The sequence below is a fragment of the Mesorhizobium waitakense genome, assembly GCF_056431085.1.
Genome location: NZ_JBWKME010000162.1, coordinates 68,922 through 86,988 on the forward strand (window position 1 = coordinate 68,922; position 18,067 = coordinate 86,988).

The 18,067-nt window shown below is 60.8% G+C and carries 17 protein-coding genes and 1 tRNA gene; 1 reads left to right on the forward strand and 17 read right to left on the reverse strand.

Annotated features, from left to right (window positions below):
• Positions 1–172: 172 nt before the first annotated feature.
• Both AC07FD_RS31055 and AC07FD_RS31060 read right to left on the reverse strand, forming a co-directional pair.
• On the reverse strand, positions 173–379 hold the full coding sequence (locus AC07FD_RS31055) for a hypothetical protein (protein WP_478352950.1): 207 nt from the start codon (positions 377–379) through the stop codon (positions 173–175).
• A 142-nt stretch (positions 380–521) separates the two neighbouring features.
• A tRNA-Lys gene (locus AC07FD_RS31060) sits at positions 522–597 on the reverse strand.
• 304 nt (positions 598–901) lie between these two features.
• Between AC07FD_RS31060 and AC07FD_RS31065 the strand changes: the two genes are divergently transcribed.
• Positions 902–1,405: a BA14K family protein gene (locus tag AC07FD_RS31065; RefSeq protein WP_478352951.1), complete on the forward strand. Its 504-nt coding sequence runs from the start codon at positions 902–904 to the stop codon at positions 1,403–1,405.
• Between the two features lie 83 nt (positions 1,406–1,488).
• On the opposite strand, the gene AC07FD_RS31070 is transcribed toward AC07FD_RS31065, so the two are convergent.
• The 15 genes from AC07FD_RS31070 to AC07FD_RS31140 form a co-directional block, all read right to left on the reverse strand.
• Entirely contained in the window at positions 1,489–1,896 is a 408-nt protein-coding gene (locus AC07FD_RS31070; RefSeq protein ID WP_478352952.1) for a DUF6882 domain-containing protein, read from the reverse strand.
• A gap of 99 nt (positions 1,897–1,995) precedes the next feature.
• Complete coding sequence (gene glpK, locus AC07FD_RS31075; RefSeq protein ID WP_478352953.1) at positions 1,996–3,489, reverse strand: glycerol kinase GlpK; 1,494 nt, start codon at positions 3,487–3,489, stop codon at positions 1,996–1,998.
• A 94-nt stretch (positions 3,490–3,583) separates the two neighbouring features.
• Positions 3,584–5,311, reverse strand: coding sequence for an ABC transporter substrate-binding protein (locus AC07FD_RS31080; protein ID WP_478352954.1), 1,728 nt, complete (start codon positions 5,309–5,311; stop codon positions 3,584–3,586).
• 79 nt (positions 5,312–5,390) lie between these two features.
• The gene (locus AC07FD_RS31085) at positions 5,391–5,678 is read right to left on the reverse strand and encodes a DUF2160 domain-containing protein (protein ID WP_095085033.1); all 288 of its coding nucleotides are present in this window, start codon (positions 5,676–5,678) and stop codon (positions 5,391–5,393) included.
• Positions 5,679–5,680: 2 nt separating this feature from the next.
• On the reverse strand, positions 5,681–6,595 hold the full coding sequence (locus tag AC07FD_RS31090) for a carbohydrate ABC transporter permease (RefSeq protein WP_478352955.1): 915 nt from the start codon (positions 6,593–6,595) through the stop codon (positions 5,681–5,683).
• 1 nt (position 6,596) lies between these two features.
• Positions 6,597–7,463, reverse strand: a complete 867-nt coding sequence (locus AC07FD_RS31095; protein WP_478352956.1) for a carbohydrate ABC transporter permease — start codon at positions 7,461–7,463, stop codon at positions 6,597–6,599.
• A complete protein-coding gene (locus AC07FD_RS31100; RefSeq protein WP_478352957.1) occupies positions 7,464–8,531 on the reverse strand; it encodes an ABC transporter ATP-binding protein in 1,068 nt (355 codons plus the stop codon).
• 9 nt (positions 8,532–8,540) lie between these two features.
• Positions 8,541–9,620 (reverse strand): ABC transporter ATP-binding protein, encoded by a 1,080-nt coding sequence (locus AC07FD_RS31105; protein ID WP_478352958.1) that lies wholly within the window; start codon positions 9,618–9,620, stop codon positions 8,541–8,543.
• A 42-nt stretch (positions 9,621–9,662) separates the two neighbouring features.
• Positions 9,663–11,183: a glycerol-3-phosphate dehydrogenase gene (glpD, locus tag AC07FD_RS31110; protein ID WP_478352959.1), complete on the reverse strand. Its 1,521-nt coding sequence runs from the start codon at positions 11,181–11,183 to the stop codon at positions 9,663–9,665.
• Between the two features lie 126 nt (positions 11,184–11,309).
• Positions 11,310–12,077, reverse strand: coding sequence for a DeoR/GlpR family DNA-binding transcription regulator (locus AC07FD_RS31115; protein ID WP_478352960.1), 768 nt, complete (start codon positions 12,075–12,077; stop codon positions 11,310–11,312).
• A 127-nt stretch (positions 12,078–12,204) separates the two neighbouring features.
• Entirely contained in the window at positions 12,205–13,617 is a 1,413-nt protein-coding gene (locus AC07FD_RS31120; protein WP_478352961.1) for a pyridoxal phosphate-dependent decarboxylase family protein, read from the reverse strand.
• A gap of 109 nt (positions 13,618–13,726) precedes the next feature.
• A complete protein-coding gene (locus AC07FD_RS31125) occupies positions 13,727–14,458 on the reverse strand; it encodes a proteasome-type protease (RefSeq protein ID WP_095085040.1) in 732 nt (243 codons plus the stop codon).
• A gap of 156 nt (positions 14,459–14,614) precedes the next feature.
• Positions 14,615–15,409, reverse strand: coding sequence for a transglutaminase family protein (locus tag AC07FD_RS31130; protein WP_477227297.1), 795 nt, complete (start codon positions 15,407–15,409; stop codon positions 14,615–14,617).
• A gap of 52 nt (positions 15,410–15,461) precedes the next feature.
• A complete protein-coding gene (locus tag AC07FD_RS31135; RefSeq protein ID WP_478352962.1) occupies positions 15,462–16,403 on the reverse strand; it encodes an alpha-E domain-containing protein in 942 nt (313 codons plus the stop codon).
• A gap of 21 nt (positions 16,404–16,424) precedes the next feature.
• Positions 16,425–17,837, reverse strand: a complete 1,413-nt coding sequence (locus AC07FD_RS31140; protein WP_478352963.1) for a circularly permuted type 2 ATP-grasp protein — start codon at positions 17,835–17,837, stop codon at positions 16,425–16,427.
• Between the last annotated feature and the right edge of the window lie 230 nt (positions 17,838–18,067).

Consider the following 18,067-nt stretch of genomic DNA (forward strand, 5'->3'; position numbering starts at 1 on the left):
CATCACGTTTTTAAGGAGGGCGCTCGGGTTGTGAGCACCCGGCATGAACCACAAACGCTTTTCGGACCGCCATTCATCCCGGCGGCTTCGGCTTCCGGGCCTTTTTTCTTGCCCAACAGCACCCATATTCCGCCTTGCGGCACCCGTTCCAATCTGGAGGCCGCACCATGCCTCAAAGACGATCGCCGACGCTATCCGCGAGGGCGAATCGTTTTACGTCAATTGCGGGCATCCAGCCTGCCAGCATTCCCACAAGATCGACCTGAAAGCCCTGTGTGCCCGCCTGGGGCTCGACCACGGCGCCATGGGATCTGGTGAAGGTTTTCCGGTGCGAACGGTGCAAGTCGGTTGGCAGGGATCGCCGGTCGGTGTTCTTCACCTGTGTGCCTGATTATGCCGGAATCGATGCGCGGCGGAATGATCGGACATAGCGGTTTTTGCGGACATTACGCGGACACGAATTTCGATAGAGTCGGAGAGCTCCCCTCACCTCTTGCAACGTATTGATTTTCTTGGAGTTTTGGTGAGCGCGATGGGATTCGAACCCATGACCTACTGATTAAAAGTCAGTTGCTCTACCGGCTGAGCTACGCGCTCCCGCGGGCTCGAAACGCTGCCCTCGAAATTGCGCGGAACATAGGGAGAGTGCTTCGACCGGTCAACCGGAAAAAGAGCATGGGCAAGCCAAGCTTTCCCGGCAAGGCGACGTTGTCTGCCTGTCCGCTTCGAGTAGGGTATCAGAGGTCGTCCCGAGCAGCCGAACGAACGGCCCCCTGGGCCATCGCTAGGCCAAAGAAACATTACAAATCAGAGACTTGATACTTTTGCGCGGAACTATTGCCGGGCTCGTCCGTTCTCCCAGCACAAGGGACGTCAATCACCCTTTCGAAGGAGAAGAACAGTGAACAAGATCGTATCGGGTATACTGGCGACCACTTTCTCAGTTTCGTTCGCCGCGGCTGCCATGCCGGCCAATGCCGCTCAGATGTTCGTGCCACAGGCGTCTCACTCGTCGTCGAATATTCTGAATGTCGGAGAGTCACGCTACGGCCCTTCGCAGTGGCGTCATAACCGACATTTCAACCGCAACTTCAGCAACCGCGATTTCGGCAACCGTCGCAACTTTGCCCGAAACAACGACGGGGCTGTCTACTGGAATGGTCATCGCGGCTACCGCGAATACCATCGCGGTTATCGTCGCCATGGCGACAACTGGTTCCCGCTGGCTGCCTTTGCCACCGGCGCCTTGATCACCGGCGCGATCATCAACAGCGAGAACAACCGTGTCTACGAAGGAAACTCGCATGTGCAGTGGTGCTATGACCGCTATCGCAGCTACCGCGCTTCGGACAACACGTTCCAGCCGAACTACGGTCCTCGCCAGGAGTGCCTTTCACCCTATTGATTTGTGGGTGAGTACGTTAACCGCATCGCTTTGAAAGGCCCGCGTCATAAATGGCGCGGGCTCTTCAATTTGGCGAGCCATTATCAGCCAGCCCAGCTGACGCTCTTGATGATGTAATAACGCCCATCTGATTCCCCGTGCGGTGAGCGATATGCTCCGAGTGCGTCGCTAATTCGAACCGCCACAGCGCTAAGTTCCCACCCAAGCACTTCCAGGTCACCATCCGCATCCGTGACGTAAAGCTGAGTCAGTTCGTCGATGCTGTTCGTCTCGCCGAACGTTCGAACCAGTTTTGCGTCGATCATGACATCGTCGGGCCAATTTGAAGCTGCCCAAGCCCAGAGCCAACTCTGTGACTTAGCGGTCGTGTAACCTGCAATCTGGACCTCCGCAGTCACTCTGACGTCCCCGTCTTTTGAAAACAGAAGCCTTCTGGTTGCTATGTCATAGTCGTAGCGAGACCAGTGGCCGATGCGGAAGTCTTTCTCCAAGCGGTCATTCTTGACCTTCAGTTGTTTGATGGCCTCGTCGCGCCAAGCTGGATACCCAGTCAGGCTTCATTTCTCTCGTCCCAAGACCCTGATGATTGCTTATGGCACACTCAGTGTCCTGCGCACAGCATCGCGCCAGCCCGCCAGCTTGGTGGAGCGCGTCGGCGTGTCCATGTCCGGCTGGAAGCGCCGTTCGAGCGCCCAGCTTTTCGCAAACTTCCTGGCATCCGGCCAGACGCCGGCCCTCGAGCCGGCCAGCCATGCGGCACCGAGTGCCGTCGTCTCCAGAATGGTCGGGCGGTCGACCGGCGCATCGAGGATGTCGGCCAGGCGCTGCATGGTCCAGTCCGACGCCACCATGCCGCCATCGACCCTGAGCACGGTCTCGACCGACGCGCCCTTCCAGTCCTTGTGCATGGCATCAAGCAGATCCCGCGTCTGGTAGGCGACGGATTCCAGGGCAGCGCGTGCAAACTCCGCCGGACCGGAATTGCGCGTCAGCCCAAAAATGGCGCCTCGAGCGTCGGCATCCCAATGCGGTGCGCCGAGCCCGACAAAGGCCGGCACCAGATAGACGTTTTGGGTCGGATCGGCTTCGGCCGCCAGTTTGCCGCTCTGCTCGGCCTTGCCGATCACCCTGATGCCATCGCGCAGCCATTGCACGGCAGCCCCGGCGATGAAGATCGAGCCTTCCAGCGCGTAGGTCGTCTTGCCATTCAGCCGGTAGGCAATGGTGGTCAGCAGCCGGTTCTTCGAACGCACCAGGTCGCTGCCGGTGTTGAGCAGCGCAAAACAGCCGGTGCCATAGGTCGACTTCATCATGCCCGGCTCGAAGCAGGCCTGGCCAATGGTCGCGGCATGCTGGTCGCCGGCTACGCCGAGGATTCTTATCTCGGCACCGAAGAGATTTTTCTCCGTGATTCCATAGTCATCGGCACAGTCTTTTACCTCGGGGAGCATCTTTGCCGGGATGTCGAGAATCGACAGCAACTCGTCGTCCCAGGCATTCTCAGCGATGTTGTAGACCAGCGTGCGCGAGGCGTTGGTGGCATCCGTGGCATGGACCGTGCCGCCGGTCAGGCGCCAGATCAGGAAGCTGTCGATGGTGCCGGCCAGCAATTCGCCCTTCTCGGCGCGCCGTCGCGCTCCTTTCACCTTGTCGAGCATCCAGGCGATCTTGGTGCCGGAGAAATAGGGATCGAGCAGCAGACCGGTCTTTTTGGTGAATTTCTTCTCCAGCCCCTGCTTCTTGAGTTTCTGGCAGAGCGGTGCGGTGCGCCGGTCCTGCCAGACGATGGCATTGTGGATCGGCTTGCCGGTCGCCCTGTCCCAGATGACGATGGTCTCGCGCTGATTGGTGATGCCGAGCGCCGCGACGTCCGAAGCGGGGCGGCCGGCCTGTTTCAGCGCAGCCTTCACCGTCGTCACGACGCTCGCCCAGATTTCCTCAGGGTCATGCTCGACCCAGCCGGAGGCCGGATAGTGCTGGGTGAATTCCTTCTGCCCGCTGCCGACAACCTTCATCTGGCCATCGAACAGGATCGCCCGGGTCGATGTCGTTCCCTGGTCGATTGCCAGCACAAAACCGCTCATTCCCACGTCCTCCGCCTTGATACAAACAGGGGAGACGGCAACATGCCGCCTCCCCCAATTTTCACACGGGCGCGAACGCCCGCATAGGACAGTCCTATTTCTGCCAGCTCTTGACCAGTTCGTCGTAGTTGACGGTCATCGGCTTTTCCTTCTCGTTCTCGATCTTGAGCTGAGGCGCGAGATTGCCTTTCTTGACCGCCTCGGCGTTCCAGTAGGCGAGGTCATGCTCTTCGGCCATCTTCGGGCCGATATCGCCCTGGACGCCCGACTTCTCGATGCGGGTCATGACCTTTTCCTGCTCGCCGCAGAGCGAATCCATCGCTTCCTGCGCGGTCTTGGCACCCGACGACGCATCGCCGATCGCCTGCCACCAGAGCTGTGCCAGCTTCGGATAGTCAGGCACGTTGGTGCCGGTCGGCGACCACTGGACGCGAGCCGGCGAGCGATAGAACTCGATCAAGCCGCCGAGTTTCGGCGCACGCTCGGTGAAGCTCTTGTCGTGGATCGTGCTCTCGCGGATGAAGGTCAAGCCGACATGGCTCTTCTTCACGTCCACGGTCTTCGAGGTGACGAACTGCGCGTAGAGCCAGGCGGCCTTGGCGCGGTCGGTCGGCGTCGACTTCATCAGCGTCCAGGAACCGACGTCCTGATAACCGAGCTTCATGCCGTCCTTCCAGTAGACGCCATGCGGCGACGGCGCCATGCGCCACTTCGGCGTGCCGTCGTCGTTCAGCACCGCCTTGGCGCCGGCATCGACCATCGACGCCGTGAAGGCGGTGTACCAGAAGATCTGCTGCGCGACCGCGCCCTGAGCCGGCACCGGGCCGGATTCGGAGAAGGTCATGCCCTGGGCTTCGGCCGGAGCGTAGGCCTTCAGCCAGTCGAGGTACTTCTGGATCGAGTAGACTGCCGCAGGACCATTGGTGTCGCCGCCGCGTGCCGTGCAGGAGCCGACGGGCCGTGAGTTTTCGTCGACCTTGATGCCCCATTCATCGACCGGCAGACCGTTCGGAATGCCCTTGTCGCCGTTGCCGGCCATCGACAGCCAGGCGTCGGTGAACCGCCAGCCGAGCGACGGGTCCTTCTTGCCATAGTCCATGTGGCCATAGACCTTCTTGCCGTCGATCTCGCGGCCGGTGAAGAATTCGGCGATGTCCTCATAGGCCGACCAGTTGACGGGAACGCCGAGGTCGTAGCCGTACTTCGCCTTGAAGTCGGCCTTGTTCTTCTCGTCGTTGAACCAGTCGTAACGGAACCAGTAGAGGTTGGCGAACTGCTGGTCGGGGAGCTGATAGAGCTTCTTGTCGGGCGCCGTCGTGAATGAGGTACCGATGAAGTCCTTCAGGTCGAGGTTCGGGTTGGTGACATCCTTGCCGTCGCCCGCCATCCAGTCGGTCAGGTTGCGCACCTGCTGGTAGCGCCAGTGGGTGCCGATCAGATCGGAATCGTTGACCCAGCCGTCATAGAGGTTCTGGCCGGTCTGCATCTGGGTCTGGATCTTCTCGACGACGTCGCCTTCCTGGATGACGTCATGCGTGATCTTGATGCCGGTGATGGCGGTAAAGGCTGGCGCCAGCACCTGCGATTCATACTGGTGGGTGGCGATGGTTTCGGAGACGACCTTGATGTCCATGCCGGCGAACGGCTTGGCTGCGTCAATAAACCACTGCATTTCAGCTTCCTGGTCGGCGCGCGAAAGCGTCGACAGCGGGCCGATTTCCTTGTCCAGGAATGCCTTTGCCTCGTCCATTCCGGCATAGGCGTTGCCTGCCCCGAGCAATAGGACAAGGGCAGTCGTTGATGTTAAAAATTGCCGTCGCATAAGTTTCCTCCACTGTTTCAGGTTTCAAGTGCGATCTGGAGCGGCCGCCGGCACGCGGTCGCTCCAACAGTTTCCCCCTCTATACGTAGCGGAACACGCCGATGGCGTAGACCACGGAGAGAGCGAGAGCCCACCACAGGCTGGGCCCAACGAGACCCAGCCAAGCGAGATGGATAAAGGCGCTGCCAAGCAGCGAGAGGAAAAGGCGGTCGCCGCGCGTCGTCTCGAAGCGCAGGATGCCGACGCGCGGATTGCCACCCGGCGAAGCGTATTCCCACACCGCCATGCCGCACAGCAGCAGAAGAATGGTTGCGAAGAAGGCCGCCGTCGGCCACGTCCACGCCATCCAGGAGAGGTCAAAGTTCATTGTCATACCCTCCCCAGGGCGAAGCCCTTGGCGATATAATTGCGGACGAACCAGATCACGAGCGCGCCAGGGATCAGGGTCAGCACCCCGGCGGCGGCGAGCAGACCCCAGTCCATGCCGGCGGCAGAGACAGTGCGGGTCATGGTGGCGGCGATCGGCTTGGCATCGGTCGTCGTCAGCGTGCGGGCGATCAGCAGTTCCACCCATGAGAACATGAAGCAGAAGAAGCAGGCGACGCCGATGCCGCTGGCGATCAGCGGCATGAAGATCTTGACGAAGAAACGCGGGAACGAATAGCCGTCGATATAGGCGGTCTCGTCGATCTCCTTCGGCACGCCCGACATGAAGCCTTCGAGGATCCACACCGCCAAAGGCACGTTGAACAGGCAGTGTGCCAGCGCCACCGCGATATGGGTGTCGATCAGGCCGAAGGCTGAGTAGAGCTGGAAGAACGGCAACGCGAACACCGCCGGCGGCGCCATGCGGTTGGTCAAAAGCCAGAAGAACAGATGCTTGTCGCCGAGGAAGCGGTAGCGCGAGAAGGCGTAGGCCGCCGGCAACGCGGCGGCCACCGAAATCACCATGTTCATCACCACATAGGTGATCGAATTGATGTAGCCCGAATACCAGGAGGCGTCGGTGAAGATGGTGACGTAATTGGCGATCGTCGGCGCGTGCGGATAGAGCGTCAGCGAGGAGACGATCTCGGCATTGGTCTTGAAGCTCATGTTGATGAGCCAGTAGATCGGCAGCAAGAGAACGATGATGTAGATCGTCGGCACGATCCACCACCAGCGCGATTCCTCGCCGCGACGCCGCATCAGCCGGGCGACCTCGTCCTGCGACAGCGTGCTGGCCAGGTCTCCCGAAGCTGTCGTCTCGCTCACTCTGTTCGCTCTTTCGTTGGCGCCGCTCATCTCAGCGCTCCGCGTCGTAATTGGTCATCACGGTGTAGAACACCCATGACAACAACAGGATGATGAGGAAGTAGACCAGCGACATCGCTGCCGCCGGACCAAGGTCGAACTGGCCGAGCGCGGTCTTGACGAGGTCGATCGACAGGAAGGTCGTCGAATTGCCGGGACCGCCGCCGGTGACGACGAAAGGTTCGGTGTAGATCATGAAACTATCCATGAAGCGCAAAAGCACGGCGATCAAAAGCACGCGCTGCATCTTCGGCAGCTGGATGTAGCGGAACACCGCCCAGCGCGAGGCGCCGTCGATCTTGGCCGCCTGATAGAAGGCATCCGGGATCGAGACCAGGCCGGCATAGCAAAGCAGCACGACAAGGCTGGTCCAGTGCCAGACGTCCATGACGATGATCGTCACCCAGGCATCGAACGGATCCTGCACATAGTTGTAGTTGATGCCGATCGCGTTGAGATAATAGCCCAGCAGCCCGATGTCGTTGCGCCCGAACACCTGCCAGATGGTGCCGACCACGTTCCACGGGATCAGCAGCGGCAGCGACATCAGCACCAGGCAGACCGGCACGCCCCAGCCCTTTTTCGGCATGTTGAGCGCGATGAAGATGCCGAGCGGCACTTGGATGGCCAGGATGATGAAGGAGAAGATCAGGTTGCGGACCATCGCCTCCCAGAAGCGGCTGGACGAGAGCAGCTCCTCGAACCATTCGGTGCCTGCCCAGGTGAAGACATTGTTGCCGAACGTGTCCTGCACCGAATAGTTGACGACCGTCATCAGCGGGATGACCGCGGTGAAGGCCACCAGCACCAGCACCGGCAGCACCAAAAACCAGGCCTTGTTGTTCCAGGTCTTTTCCATCTATGCCCCCATCTCGACGCGCCAGGAATCGGCATAGATGTTGATGCCGGCCGGGTCGAACCGCACTTTCGGTTCGGCAGGCACGGTTTCGTCCTCGCCGATGACCGCCGCGATGTCGCGGCCTTCCAGCTTGGCGCGCACCACCTTGTGGCGTCCGACATCCTCGACCTTGCTGATGGAGACAGCCATGCCGTCGCGGCCGAGCCGCACATATTCGGGACGGATACCAAGTTCGATGGCGCCGCTGCCCGCCTTCGGCGCGCCCGGCAGTTCGACCCGCTGCGAGCCAAGCGTTGCCGTCTTGCCGTCGATTGCCACCGGCATGACGTTCATGCCGGGCGAGCCGATGAAATAGCCGACGAAAGTGTGACGCGGCCGTTCGAACAGTTCCGCCGGGGTGCCGATCTGCACGATGCCGCCATCATACATCACCACAACCTGGTCGGCGAAGGTCAACGCCTCGGTCTGGTCGTGGGTGACATAGACCATGGTGTAGCCGAAGCGGCGGTGAAGCTGCTTCAGCTGCGAGCGCAGCACCCACTTCATGTGCGGGTCGATGACGGTCAGCGGTTCATCGAACAGGATGGCGTTGACGTCGGAGCGCACCAGTCCGCGGCCAAGCGAAATCTTCTGCTTCTGGTCGGCGGTCAGGCCCCTCGCCTTCTTCTTTGCCCAGGACGCCAGATCGATCATCTCCAGCGTCTCGCGCACCTTGCGGTCGACATCGGCTTCCGGCACGCCGCGGTTGCGCAGCGGGAAGGCCAGATTGTCGTAGACGGTCATGGTGTCGTAGATGACCGGGAACTGGAACACCTGCGCGATGTTGCGCTCCTGCGTCGACAGGTTGGTCACGTCCCTGCCATTGAACAGCAACTGGCCATGCGAGGGATGAAGCAGGCCCGAAATGATGTTGAGCAGCGTGGTCTTGCCGCAACCGGACGGGCCGAGCAGCGCATAGGCGCCGCCATCTTCGAAGGTGTGATGCACTTCGCGCAGCGCAAAATCGGCATCCGTGCGCGGGTTCGGTAGATAGGAATGCCTGACATGATTGACGTCGATGCGCGCCATGTCGCCCTCCTATGCCGCCAGCTTCGGCGCGCTGACGGCGCGGCCGTGCTCGTCGAAAACCATGATGTGGCGTGGATCGATGAACACCTCGACCACCTCGTCCGGCTCGAAATGGCGGATGCCGTGGGTCAGCATCACCCAACGCACATCTGCGAAATCGAGATGGATGAAGCTCTCCGACCCGGTGATTTCAGTGATCGTGACCTTTGCGCGCACCGGCACGGCCAAGGCATTGGGCCGTTCGAGCGACAGATGATGCGGCTGGAAGCCAATCGTATAGTTGGCATCGGCAATGCCGGAGAGCTCGGCCGGCACCGGCAGCTTCACGCCGCCGTCGAGCAGGAAATCCGGGCCCTTCTTGGCGAGCACGATGGTGTTGAGCGGCGGATCGGCGAAGGTCCTTGCCGTCACCAGGTCGGCCGGCTTGCGGAACACCTCGATGGTCGGGCCGAACTGCGTGATGCGTCCTTCGGAAAGTGTCGCCGTATTGCCGCCGAGCAGCAGCGCTTCATGCGGTTCGGTCGTGGCATAGACGAAGATGGTGCCGGCGGCGGCGAAAATCCTCGGCAGTTCGGCGCGCAATTCCTCGCGCAATTTGTAGTCGAGATTGGCAAGCGGCTCGTCGAGCAGCACCAGGCTGGCATTCTTGACGATGGCGCGCGCCAGTGCCGTGCGCTGCTGCTGCCCGCCCGACAGGCTGAGCGGCGTGCGGTCGAGATAGGGCGTCAGCTTGAGCAGGGCCGCGGCCTCGCGCACTTCCTTGTCGATCTTGGCCTGATCGGCGCCGGCGACCCGCAGCGGCGAGGCGATGTTCTCATAGACGGTCATCGCCGGATAATTGATGAACTGCTGGTAGACCATGGCGATCTTGCGCTTCTGCACCGGCACGCCGGTGACATTGTGGCCATCAAACCAGACCGAACCGGAGGTCGGCACGTCGAGACCGGCCATCAGCCGCATCAGGCTGGTCTTGCCGGAAAGCGTGGGCCCAAGCAGGACGTTGAGCGAGCCGTGCTGAAGCGTCAGCGAGACATCGCGGATATGCTCGACCGCGCCGACCATCTTGGTGACGTTTCTCAGTTCCAGCATGACGCCTCCTCCCAGGCTTTCCGCATCAGCTCAAACCCCTCTTCATTCGGCAGCCGCGACATGCCGCCGGCTTATGCCGCGCATGAATTCATCCAGCGATGCCACCTGCTCGCGGCTAAGGTGCAGGCCGCGCTTGGTCCTGCGCCATAGCACATCCTCGGCGGTGACCGCCCATTCGTTCTCAACGAGGTAGCGTATCTCGGCCTCGTAGAGATCGGCACCGAAATTGCGGCCGAGATCGGCATTCGATTTGGCCAGGCCCAGCAGAACCTGCGCCCGCGTCCCGTAAAGCCGGGTCAGCCTGCGGGCCAGGCGTGCGTCGAGGAAGGGATAGGCCGACTTCAGCTTCGCCACTTGCGCGTCGAAGCCGGTGGCCGGGAAATCTCCGCCCGGCAACGGCGCGTTTGCCGTCCATGGCTTGCCGCGCTTGCCGAGGAAGCCCTCGATCTTTTCCAGCATCGATTCCGACAACCGGCGATAGGTGGTGATCTTGCCGCCGAACGCATTGACGACCGGCGCAGCGCCCTCGCCACCATCGGCCTTGATCACATAGTCGCGCGTCGCTTCCTGCGCCTTCGAAGCGCCGTCATCGTAGAGAGGACGGACGGCCGAATAGGTCCAGACGATGTCCTGGCGCTTGACCGGTTGCGCGAAATATTCGCTTGCCGCGGCACAGAGGTAGTCGATCTCGGTGTCGCTGATCTTCACGTCATGCGGGTCGCCGGGATAGTCCTGGTCGGTGGTGCCGATCAAGGTGAACTCTTCCTCGTAGGGAATGGCGAAGATGATGCGGCCATCCTTGTTCTGGAAGAAATAGGCGCGCGGATCGTCGAATTTCTTGGCGATGACGATGTGGCTGCCCTGCACGAGGCGGACATTGTGCACATCGTTGAGGCCGACCACGCCGGACAGCACATGATCGACCCAGGGTCCGGCGGCATTGACCAGCAGCCTTGCCTTGATCTCCTCGGTCTCGCCGGTTTGCAGGTTCTCGATCTTGATCGTCCACAACCCATTTTCGCGGCGTGCTTCGACCACTTTCGTACGGGTGCGGATGGTTGCGCCGCGATCGGCGGCATCACGCGCGTTCAGCGCCACCAGCCGCGCATCGTTGACCCAACCATCCGAATATTCGAAGGCCCTTTTGAACAGCGGCTTCAGGGGTTTGCCGGCCGGATCCCTGGTCATGTCCAGCGTCCTGGTCGCCGGCAGCAATTTGCGCCCGCCAATGTGATCGTAGAGAAAGAGGCCGAGCCTTATCAACCAGGCCGGACGCAAGCCCTTGGCATAGGGCAGCACGAAGCGCATCGGCCAGATGATATGCGGCGCGTTCTTCCACAGAACCTCGCGCTCCATCAGCGCCTCGCGCACCAGGCGGAATTCATAGAATTCGAGGTAGCGCAGGCCGCCATGGATCAACTTGGTCGATCCTGAGGAGGTCCCGCTGGCGAGGTCGCTCATCTCGGCGAGAAACACGGAAAAGCCACGCCCGACGGCATCGCGGGCAATGCCGCAACCATTGATGCCGCCACCGATGACGAAGATGTCCCGGATTGCGTCCAAAAAGCCCTCCCGCGATTTCGCATTGCAGCATTTTTAGGTTTTTACGAAACCGTATCGGGATTATTTCGAAATAAGAACGAATGTCAAACGAAATATCACGGGCGCGTGATGATATGCCGATACCGCTTAGCCGAGCGACGTCTCGATCAGTTGAACCTCGGCCTCCTGGCAAATCTTGCGCACTGACGGAATGTCGCAACGGTCGGTGATGAAGGTGTTGACTTGCGACAGATGTCCGATGCGGACCGGCGCGGTGCGCTCGAATTTGGTCTGGTCGGAAACCAGGATGACATGACGCGCATTGGCGATGATCGCCTGCGCCACCTTGACCTCACGGAAATCGAAGTCGAGCAAGGCGCCGTCATGGTCGATGGCCGAAGCGCCGATCACCGCATAATCGACCTTGAACTGCCGGATGAAATCGACCGCAGCTTCGCCGACCACGCCGCCATCGGAACCGCGCACAACCCCACCGGCGATCACCACCTCGATCGAGGGATATATGCGCATCCTGTTGGCAACATTGATGTTGTTGGTGATGACCATCAGCCCGTTGTGATCGAGCAGCGCCTTGCTGACCGACTCCGTCGTGGTGCCGATGTTGATGAACAGCGAGGCATTGTCGGGGATCAGTCTGGCTGCCGCGCGGCCGATCGCTTCCTTCTCGTCGGCGGCGATCTTGCGCCTGGCCTCATACTCCATGTTCTCGATGCCGGAGGGGAACAACGCACCACCATGGATGCGCGAAAGCAGCCGCTGATCGCACAGGTCGTTGAGATCCTTGCGTATGGTCTGCGGCGTCACATTGAAGTGGGTGGCCAGATCGTCGACCAGCACGCGACCATGATCCTTGGCCATCTGGATGATTTCGGAATGGCGCGGCGACAGATACATGGGCAACCTCCCGTTTTCGTTTTTCTTGTCTATAGTCGAAAACGAAAGCAATGAAAAGGCATAAGCCGGCTAATAGAATTTACCTGATCGCAAAGCCAAAGCTGTACGCAACCTCATCAAGGCAGATTCAGCCCATGCCGCGCGCGATTTCGGCGATGACGACGAAGGCGGCATCGACATCGCCGGCAGTCGCCTCGAACTGTCCGACCTGGAACCGGATCGCCACTCGTCCGTCGACTCTCGTCTGCGTCAGGTAGATGCGGCCATCGTCGTTGATCGCATTGACCAGCCGCAGATTGTGCTCGTCCGCGTCGGCGCCGGTGGCAGCCTTGTGCCGGAACGAAAACAGCGACAGCATCGGTTCGCTGACGATCTCGAAATCCGGCTCCTTTGCCAGCCGCGCGGCAAGGCCTTCGCTCCAGGCGACATGGTTGCGGATCATCGTTCGCAGGCTTTCCAGCCCATGCGCGCGCAGCAGGAACCACAATTTCAGTGCGCGGAACCGCCGGCCGAGAGGCACCGACCACTCGGAATAATTGATGATGCCGTCATGGCCATGGGTCTTCAGGTAATCCGGCTTGATGGCCAGCGTCCGCACATGGCTTTCGGGATCGCGCAGGAACTGGATCGAGCAATCGAACTGCGCACCGAGCCATTTGTGGGGATTGAAGACAACGGAATCCGCCGCTTCGACACCGCTCCAGAAATGCCGGTATTCCGGGCAGATCATTGCCGAGCCGGCCCAGGCCGCGTCGACATGAAGGTAAAGGCCATGGCGCCGCGCCACCTCCGCAACCGCCGCGATGTCGTCGGTGCCACCTGTGCTTGTGCCACCAACGCAAGCGATGATGCCGGCCGGCAGCATGCCGGCTTCCCGGTCGGCAATGATTGCCGCCTCGAGCGCAGCCGTGTTCATGGCGCGAAAGCAGCCACCGACGGGAATGCGCACGAGATTGTCCTCGCCGATACCAGACACCCAGATCGCCCGGTCGATCGAGGTGTGCACCTGGTCGGAGGAATAGATGCGCAACCGCGCCTGCCCCGCCAGTCCCTTTTTGTTGCCTTGCCAGTCGAGCGCGCGCTCGCGCATGGTCAGCACCGCGGCCAGTGTTGCCGAGGAGGCCGAATCCTGGATCACGCCTGAGAAACCTTCCGGCAGGCCAAGCGCCTGGCGCATCCAGTCGACGGTGCGCGTTTCGAGCTCGGTCGCCGCCGGCGAGGTCTGCCAAAGCATACATTGCGCGGCCATCGCAGAGACCAGATATTCCGCCACCACCGAGACCGGCGCCGCATTGGCCGGGAAATAGGCGAAGAAGCGCGGATGCTGCCAATGCGTCATCCCCGGCAGGATCTTCTCTTCGAAGTCGGAGAAAATCCTGTCCATCGGTTCGGCGTCTTCGGGCGGCGAAGCCTCTATGCTCCTGAAAATATCGCCCGGCTCGACTAGCGGCCGTACCGGCTGCTCGCGCAGCGTGTTGCGGTAGTCGGCGCCCCAGTCGGCGGCGCGCCGCGACCATTGCCGGAAATCATCGTTGTTCATCGTGTCCTCCCGACAGGATTCCTCGCCGCCACCCGTCACGGCCGGCTCTTCAAGGCTCGATATTATTTAACATGTGAAATATATGCAACGGCCATCTGGCGCCGCGCGCCTACCCCGGGAAATCGGGCAGGCTGGCAAAAGCTGTCTTCAGCGCATTCGACCAGCCATCCGAGATCGTGCGGTAATACTGGTCGTCCTGACCGATCCGTTTCTTCAGCCCCACCTTGAAAGTGTCCTTCTCCAGGAAGAGCAGGTCGAGCGGCAAGCCGACCGACAGATTCGACTTCAGTGTCGAATCGAACGACACCAGAAGCAGCTTCACCGTCTCTGCAAGGCTCATCGTCTTTTCGTAGGCGCGGATAATGATCGGCTTGCCATATTTGGTCTCGCCGATCTGGAAGAACGGCGTGTCGTCGGTCGATTCGATGAAATTGCCTTCGGGATAGATCATGAACAGGCGCGGTTCGCTGCCCTTGATCTGGCCGCCGAGGATGAACGAGGCATTGAAGTAGGAATCCGCCTTCTCGCCCGCGGGTGACGAGCTGGCGATGACCTCCTTGACCGTATCGCCGACCAGCCGCACCGTCTGATACATCGACGGCGTCTCCAAAAGCGTGGCGTGACGATCGGCGATTGCCTTGGTGCGTTCGTCGAGCAGGCTGACCACTGCCTGGGTCGTCGCCAGATTGCCGGCTGACATCAGCACGATGACGCGCTCGCCCGGCTGCTCCCAGACATGCATCTTGCGGAAGGTGGAAATCGAATCCATACCGGCATTGGTGCGCGTGTCCGACATGAACACGAGCCCGCGATCAATCTTCAGGCCGACGCAATAGGTCATGGAATCTCTTCTAGAGCGATTCATCGTTTCACGGAAACGCAGAACCGCTCTATCTCCTTGTTTCGACGCAATTCCCAAGGGAAAGCGCTATCCGCTTTTCCCGGGAAAACCGTTTCACGCTTTTCCTGGAATTGCTCCGGCAGCAATCCTGGCGGATTACTGCTCCACCGTGACGGTGACCGCAAGCTGTTCTTCCGCCTGTCCCAGCCGAATTCCCGACACCGGCGTGGCGTCGCGATAGTCGCGGCCGGTTGCCACTTTTACATAGCGCTCGTCTGGAGAGATGCCGTTTGCGGCATCGAAGGCGACCCAGCCCAGACCCGCAACATGCGCTTCGGCCCAGGCATGGCTTGCGGCCTGCTCGACGGCGGCATCCAGCATCAGATACCCGCTGATATAGCGGGCAGGAAAGCCCATGGCGCGCGCCGCGGCGGCAAAGATATGGGTGTGATCCTGGCAGACACCGGTCTTCAGCGCCAAGGCTTCTTCTGCCGGCGTCGCCGCATTGGTGGTGCCGGGCGTGTAGGCGACGCGATCGCCGATGACAGCCATCAGCCGGTGCAGCCTTTCGATGTCGGTGCCCTTACCGACGGATGCGGCGAGCTCGCGAACACCGCTGCCGATAGCAGTCAAGGGCGTTTCATGGCTGTACAGCCAGAGCGGCGTAAAACCCTGGTGTGGTCCGGAGACGCCCGCAGTGTCGCGCGTCACCACTTCGCCGGCCGCTTCCACGGTGATAAAGTCGCGCTCGCCCTCGACGCTCAACAGCCTGGTGTCGTTGCCGAAATGGTCGACAAAGCGAACCTCCTCGCGCGCACCCTCGATGGCCAGTGCCCAGGACAAAACGGTCTGCGTCGATCCGCTGACAGGAAGCAGTCGCAGCCGCTGCAGCAGATAGTGCACCGGTGCATCGTAGCGGTATTCGGTCCTGTGGGTGATCTTTAGCCGCATGCACTATGTCCCGTTTGTGAGCATGCTCTTGTCCCACTTTTCGCGATCATGCTCAATTGAACCGGTAGTCCTGCGCGATCTCGTCGCCGAGCCTGGTGTTGTCGCGAATGAAATTGGCCAGGAATTCATGCAGGCCGGTGTCGAATATGTCCTTGATCGACCCGGCTCTCAGCATGGCTTGCGTCTTGTCGGCGGTCGCATGGCAGGCATGACGTTCCCCGTAGTCATCGCCGAGGAATTTCAGATGTTCGGCCAGGAAGCGGTAGCAGAAGGTCAGCGAACGCGGCATGCGGACATTGAGGATTAGATAGTCGGCAATGTTGGTCGGCTTGTAGTCTGCGTCATAGACCCATCGGTAGGAGCGGTGCGCCGACACCGAGCGCAGGATCGATTCCCATTGGTAGTTGTCGAGTGTCGAGCCGACCCACGAAATCGAGGGCAACAGCACATAGTATTTCACGTCGAGGATGCGCGCCGTGTTGTCGGCGCGCTCGACATAGGTGCCGAGCTGCGAGAAATCGAAGATCTCGTTGCGTAGCATGGTGCCGTAGAACGAGCCGCGGATCAGCGCCGTCTCGCGCTTGATCGCATCGAGCACGCTCGGCAGGTCGCGCTCGTCGATCGGCCTTGCCAGCATCCGCTTCAGCGACATCCAGGCTTCGTTGATGCTTTCCCACGTCTCGCGCGTCAGCGCGGTGCGCACCATGCGGGCATTGTTGCGGGCCGTCTCGATCGCCGTCATCGTGCTCGACGGGTTCGACGTGTCGCGCAACAGGAAGTCGGCGACATTGGCGGCGGTATAATCCTGGTATTTCTGCGTGAAGGCGACGTCGGAGCCGGCGCTGAGCAGCACCGAATTCCATTCCTCCGAGGCGCTCTGGGTGCGGGTCAGCGCCATGCGCAAGCCGGCATCCACCAACCGCGCCATGTTTTCGGCCCGCTCGATATAGCGGTTCATCCAATAGAGCCCGTTGGCGGTGCGGCCTAAAAGCATCAAAAACCCTTCAAGTGAAAATCAATCATCCAGCACCCACGTATCCTTGGTGCCGCCGCCTTGCGAGGAATTGACGACCAGCGACCCTTCCTTCAGCGCGACGCGCGTCAGCCCTCCGGGCACGATCTGGATGCGGTCGGAAACCAGCACATAGGGTCTGAGATCGACGTGGCGCGGCGCCAGGCCCTTGTCAGTCAGGATCGGGCAAGTCGACAGCGCCAGCGTCGGCTGGGCGATGTAGTTCGACGGTTTTGCCGCGAGTTTTTTGGAAAAATCCTCGCACTCCTGCTTGGTCGCCGCCGGCCCGACCAGCATGCCGTAGCCGCCGGAACCGTGGACCTCCTTGATCACCAGTTCGTCGATGTGCTCGAGCACGTATTTCAGGCTGTCCGGCTCCGAGCACCGCCAGGTCGGAATGTTGCCGAGTATCGCCTTGCGGCCGGTGTAGAATTCCACGATCTCGGGCATGTAGGAGTAGATCGCCTTGTCGTCGGCAATGCCGGTTCCCGGCGCATTGGCAATGGTGATGTTTCCGGCACGGTAGACGTCCATGATGCCGGGTATGCCAAGTGCGGAGTCCGGCCGGAAGGTCAGCGGATCGAGGAAAGAATCGTCGACGCGGCGGTAAAGCACATCGATCTGCTTGTAGCCTTCGGTGGTGCGCATCGCGACATGGCCGTCGACAACGCGCAGATCCTGACCTTCGACAAGCTGCACGCCCATCTGGTCGGCAAGGAAGGCGTGTTCGAAATAGGCGGAGTTGAAGCTGCCGGGCGTAAGCACGGCGATCGTCGGCGTGCCCTTGGTGCTCTGCGGCCGCACCGCCGCCAGCGACTGCCTCAGGAGCTGCGGATAGTTTTCCACCGGCCGCACCTTGATCTTTTGGAACAGCTCGGGGAACAGCTGCATCATCGTCTCGCGGTTCTCCAGCATGTAGGAGACCCCCGACGGCGTGCGCGCATTGTCCTCCAGCACGTAGAATTCGTCCTCGCTGATGCGGACGATATCGACGCCGATGATGTGGGTGTAGACGCCAGCTGGCGGCCTGACCCCGATCATTTCCGGCAAGAACGCCTCGTTCTTGGCGATCAATTCCCTGGGAACGCGCCCTGCCCGCAGGATCTCCTGGCGATGGTAGATATCGTCGAGGAAAGCGTTCAGCGCCTGAACGCGCTGCTCGATGCCTTGCGTCAGGCGCCGCCACTCATTGCCCGAGATGATGCGGGGAACGATGTCGAACGGGATCAGCCGCTCGGAAGCTTCCTGCTCGCCATAGACGGCGAAGGTGATGCCGGTCTTGCGGAAGACGCGTTCGGCGTCCTGCATCTTCTCGGTAAGCCTGGCCGGATCCTGCTCCTTCAGCCAGCGATCATAAGCCGAATACGGTCTTCTCAATCCGGAGACTTCCGGAAGCATTTCATCGAACGCTGCCAATCGCATACTCCCCTGTGACACCATTTCACTGGCGTCGCCGGAGAAAATCAAGCGCAATCGGTGATTTGAGGGATACGGACGACCAGTATGTGGCGGCTGCCCAAAATTAAGGCAGCTGAAATATGCCCTTGATCAGGCTTTGCCTCGTGGCCGGGCAGGCGCGTTCAGAAGCTGAAGCATGATCCCAAAAAGTCGAAATCCAGCTTAGGAGAAGTTCATGCTCAAACACT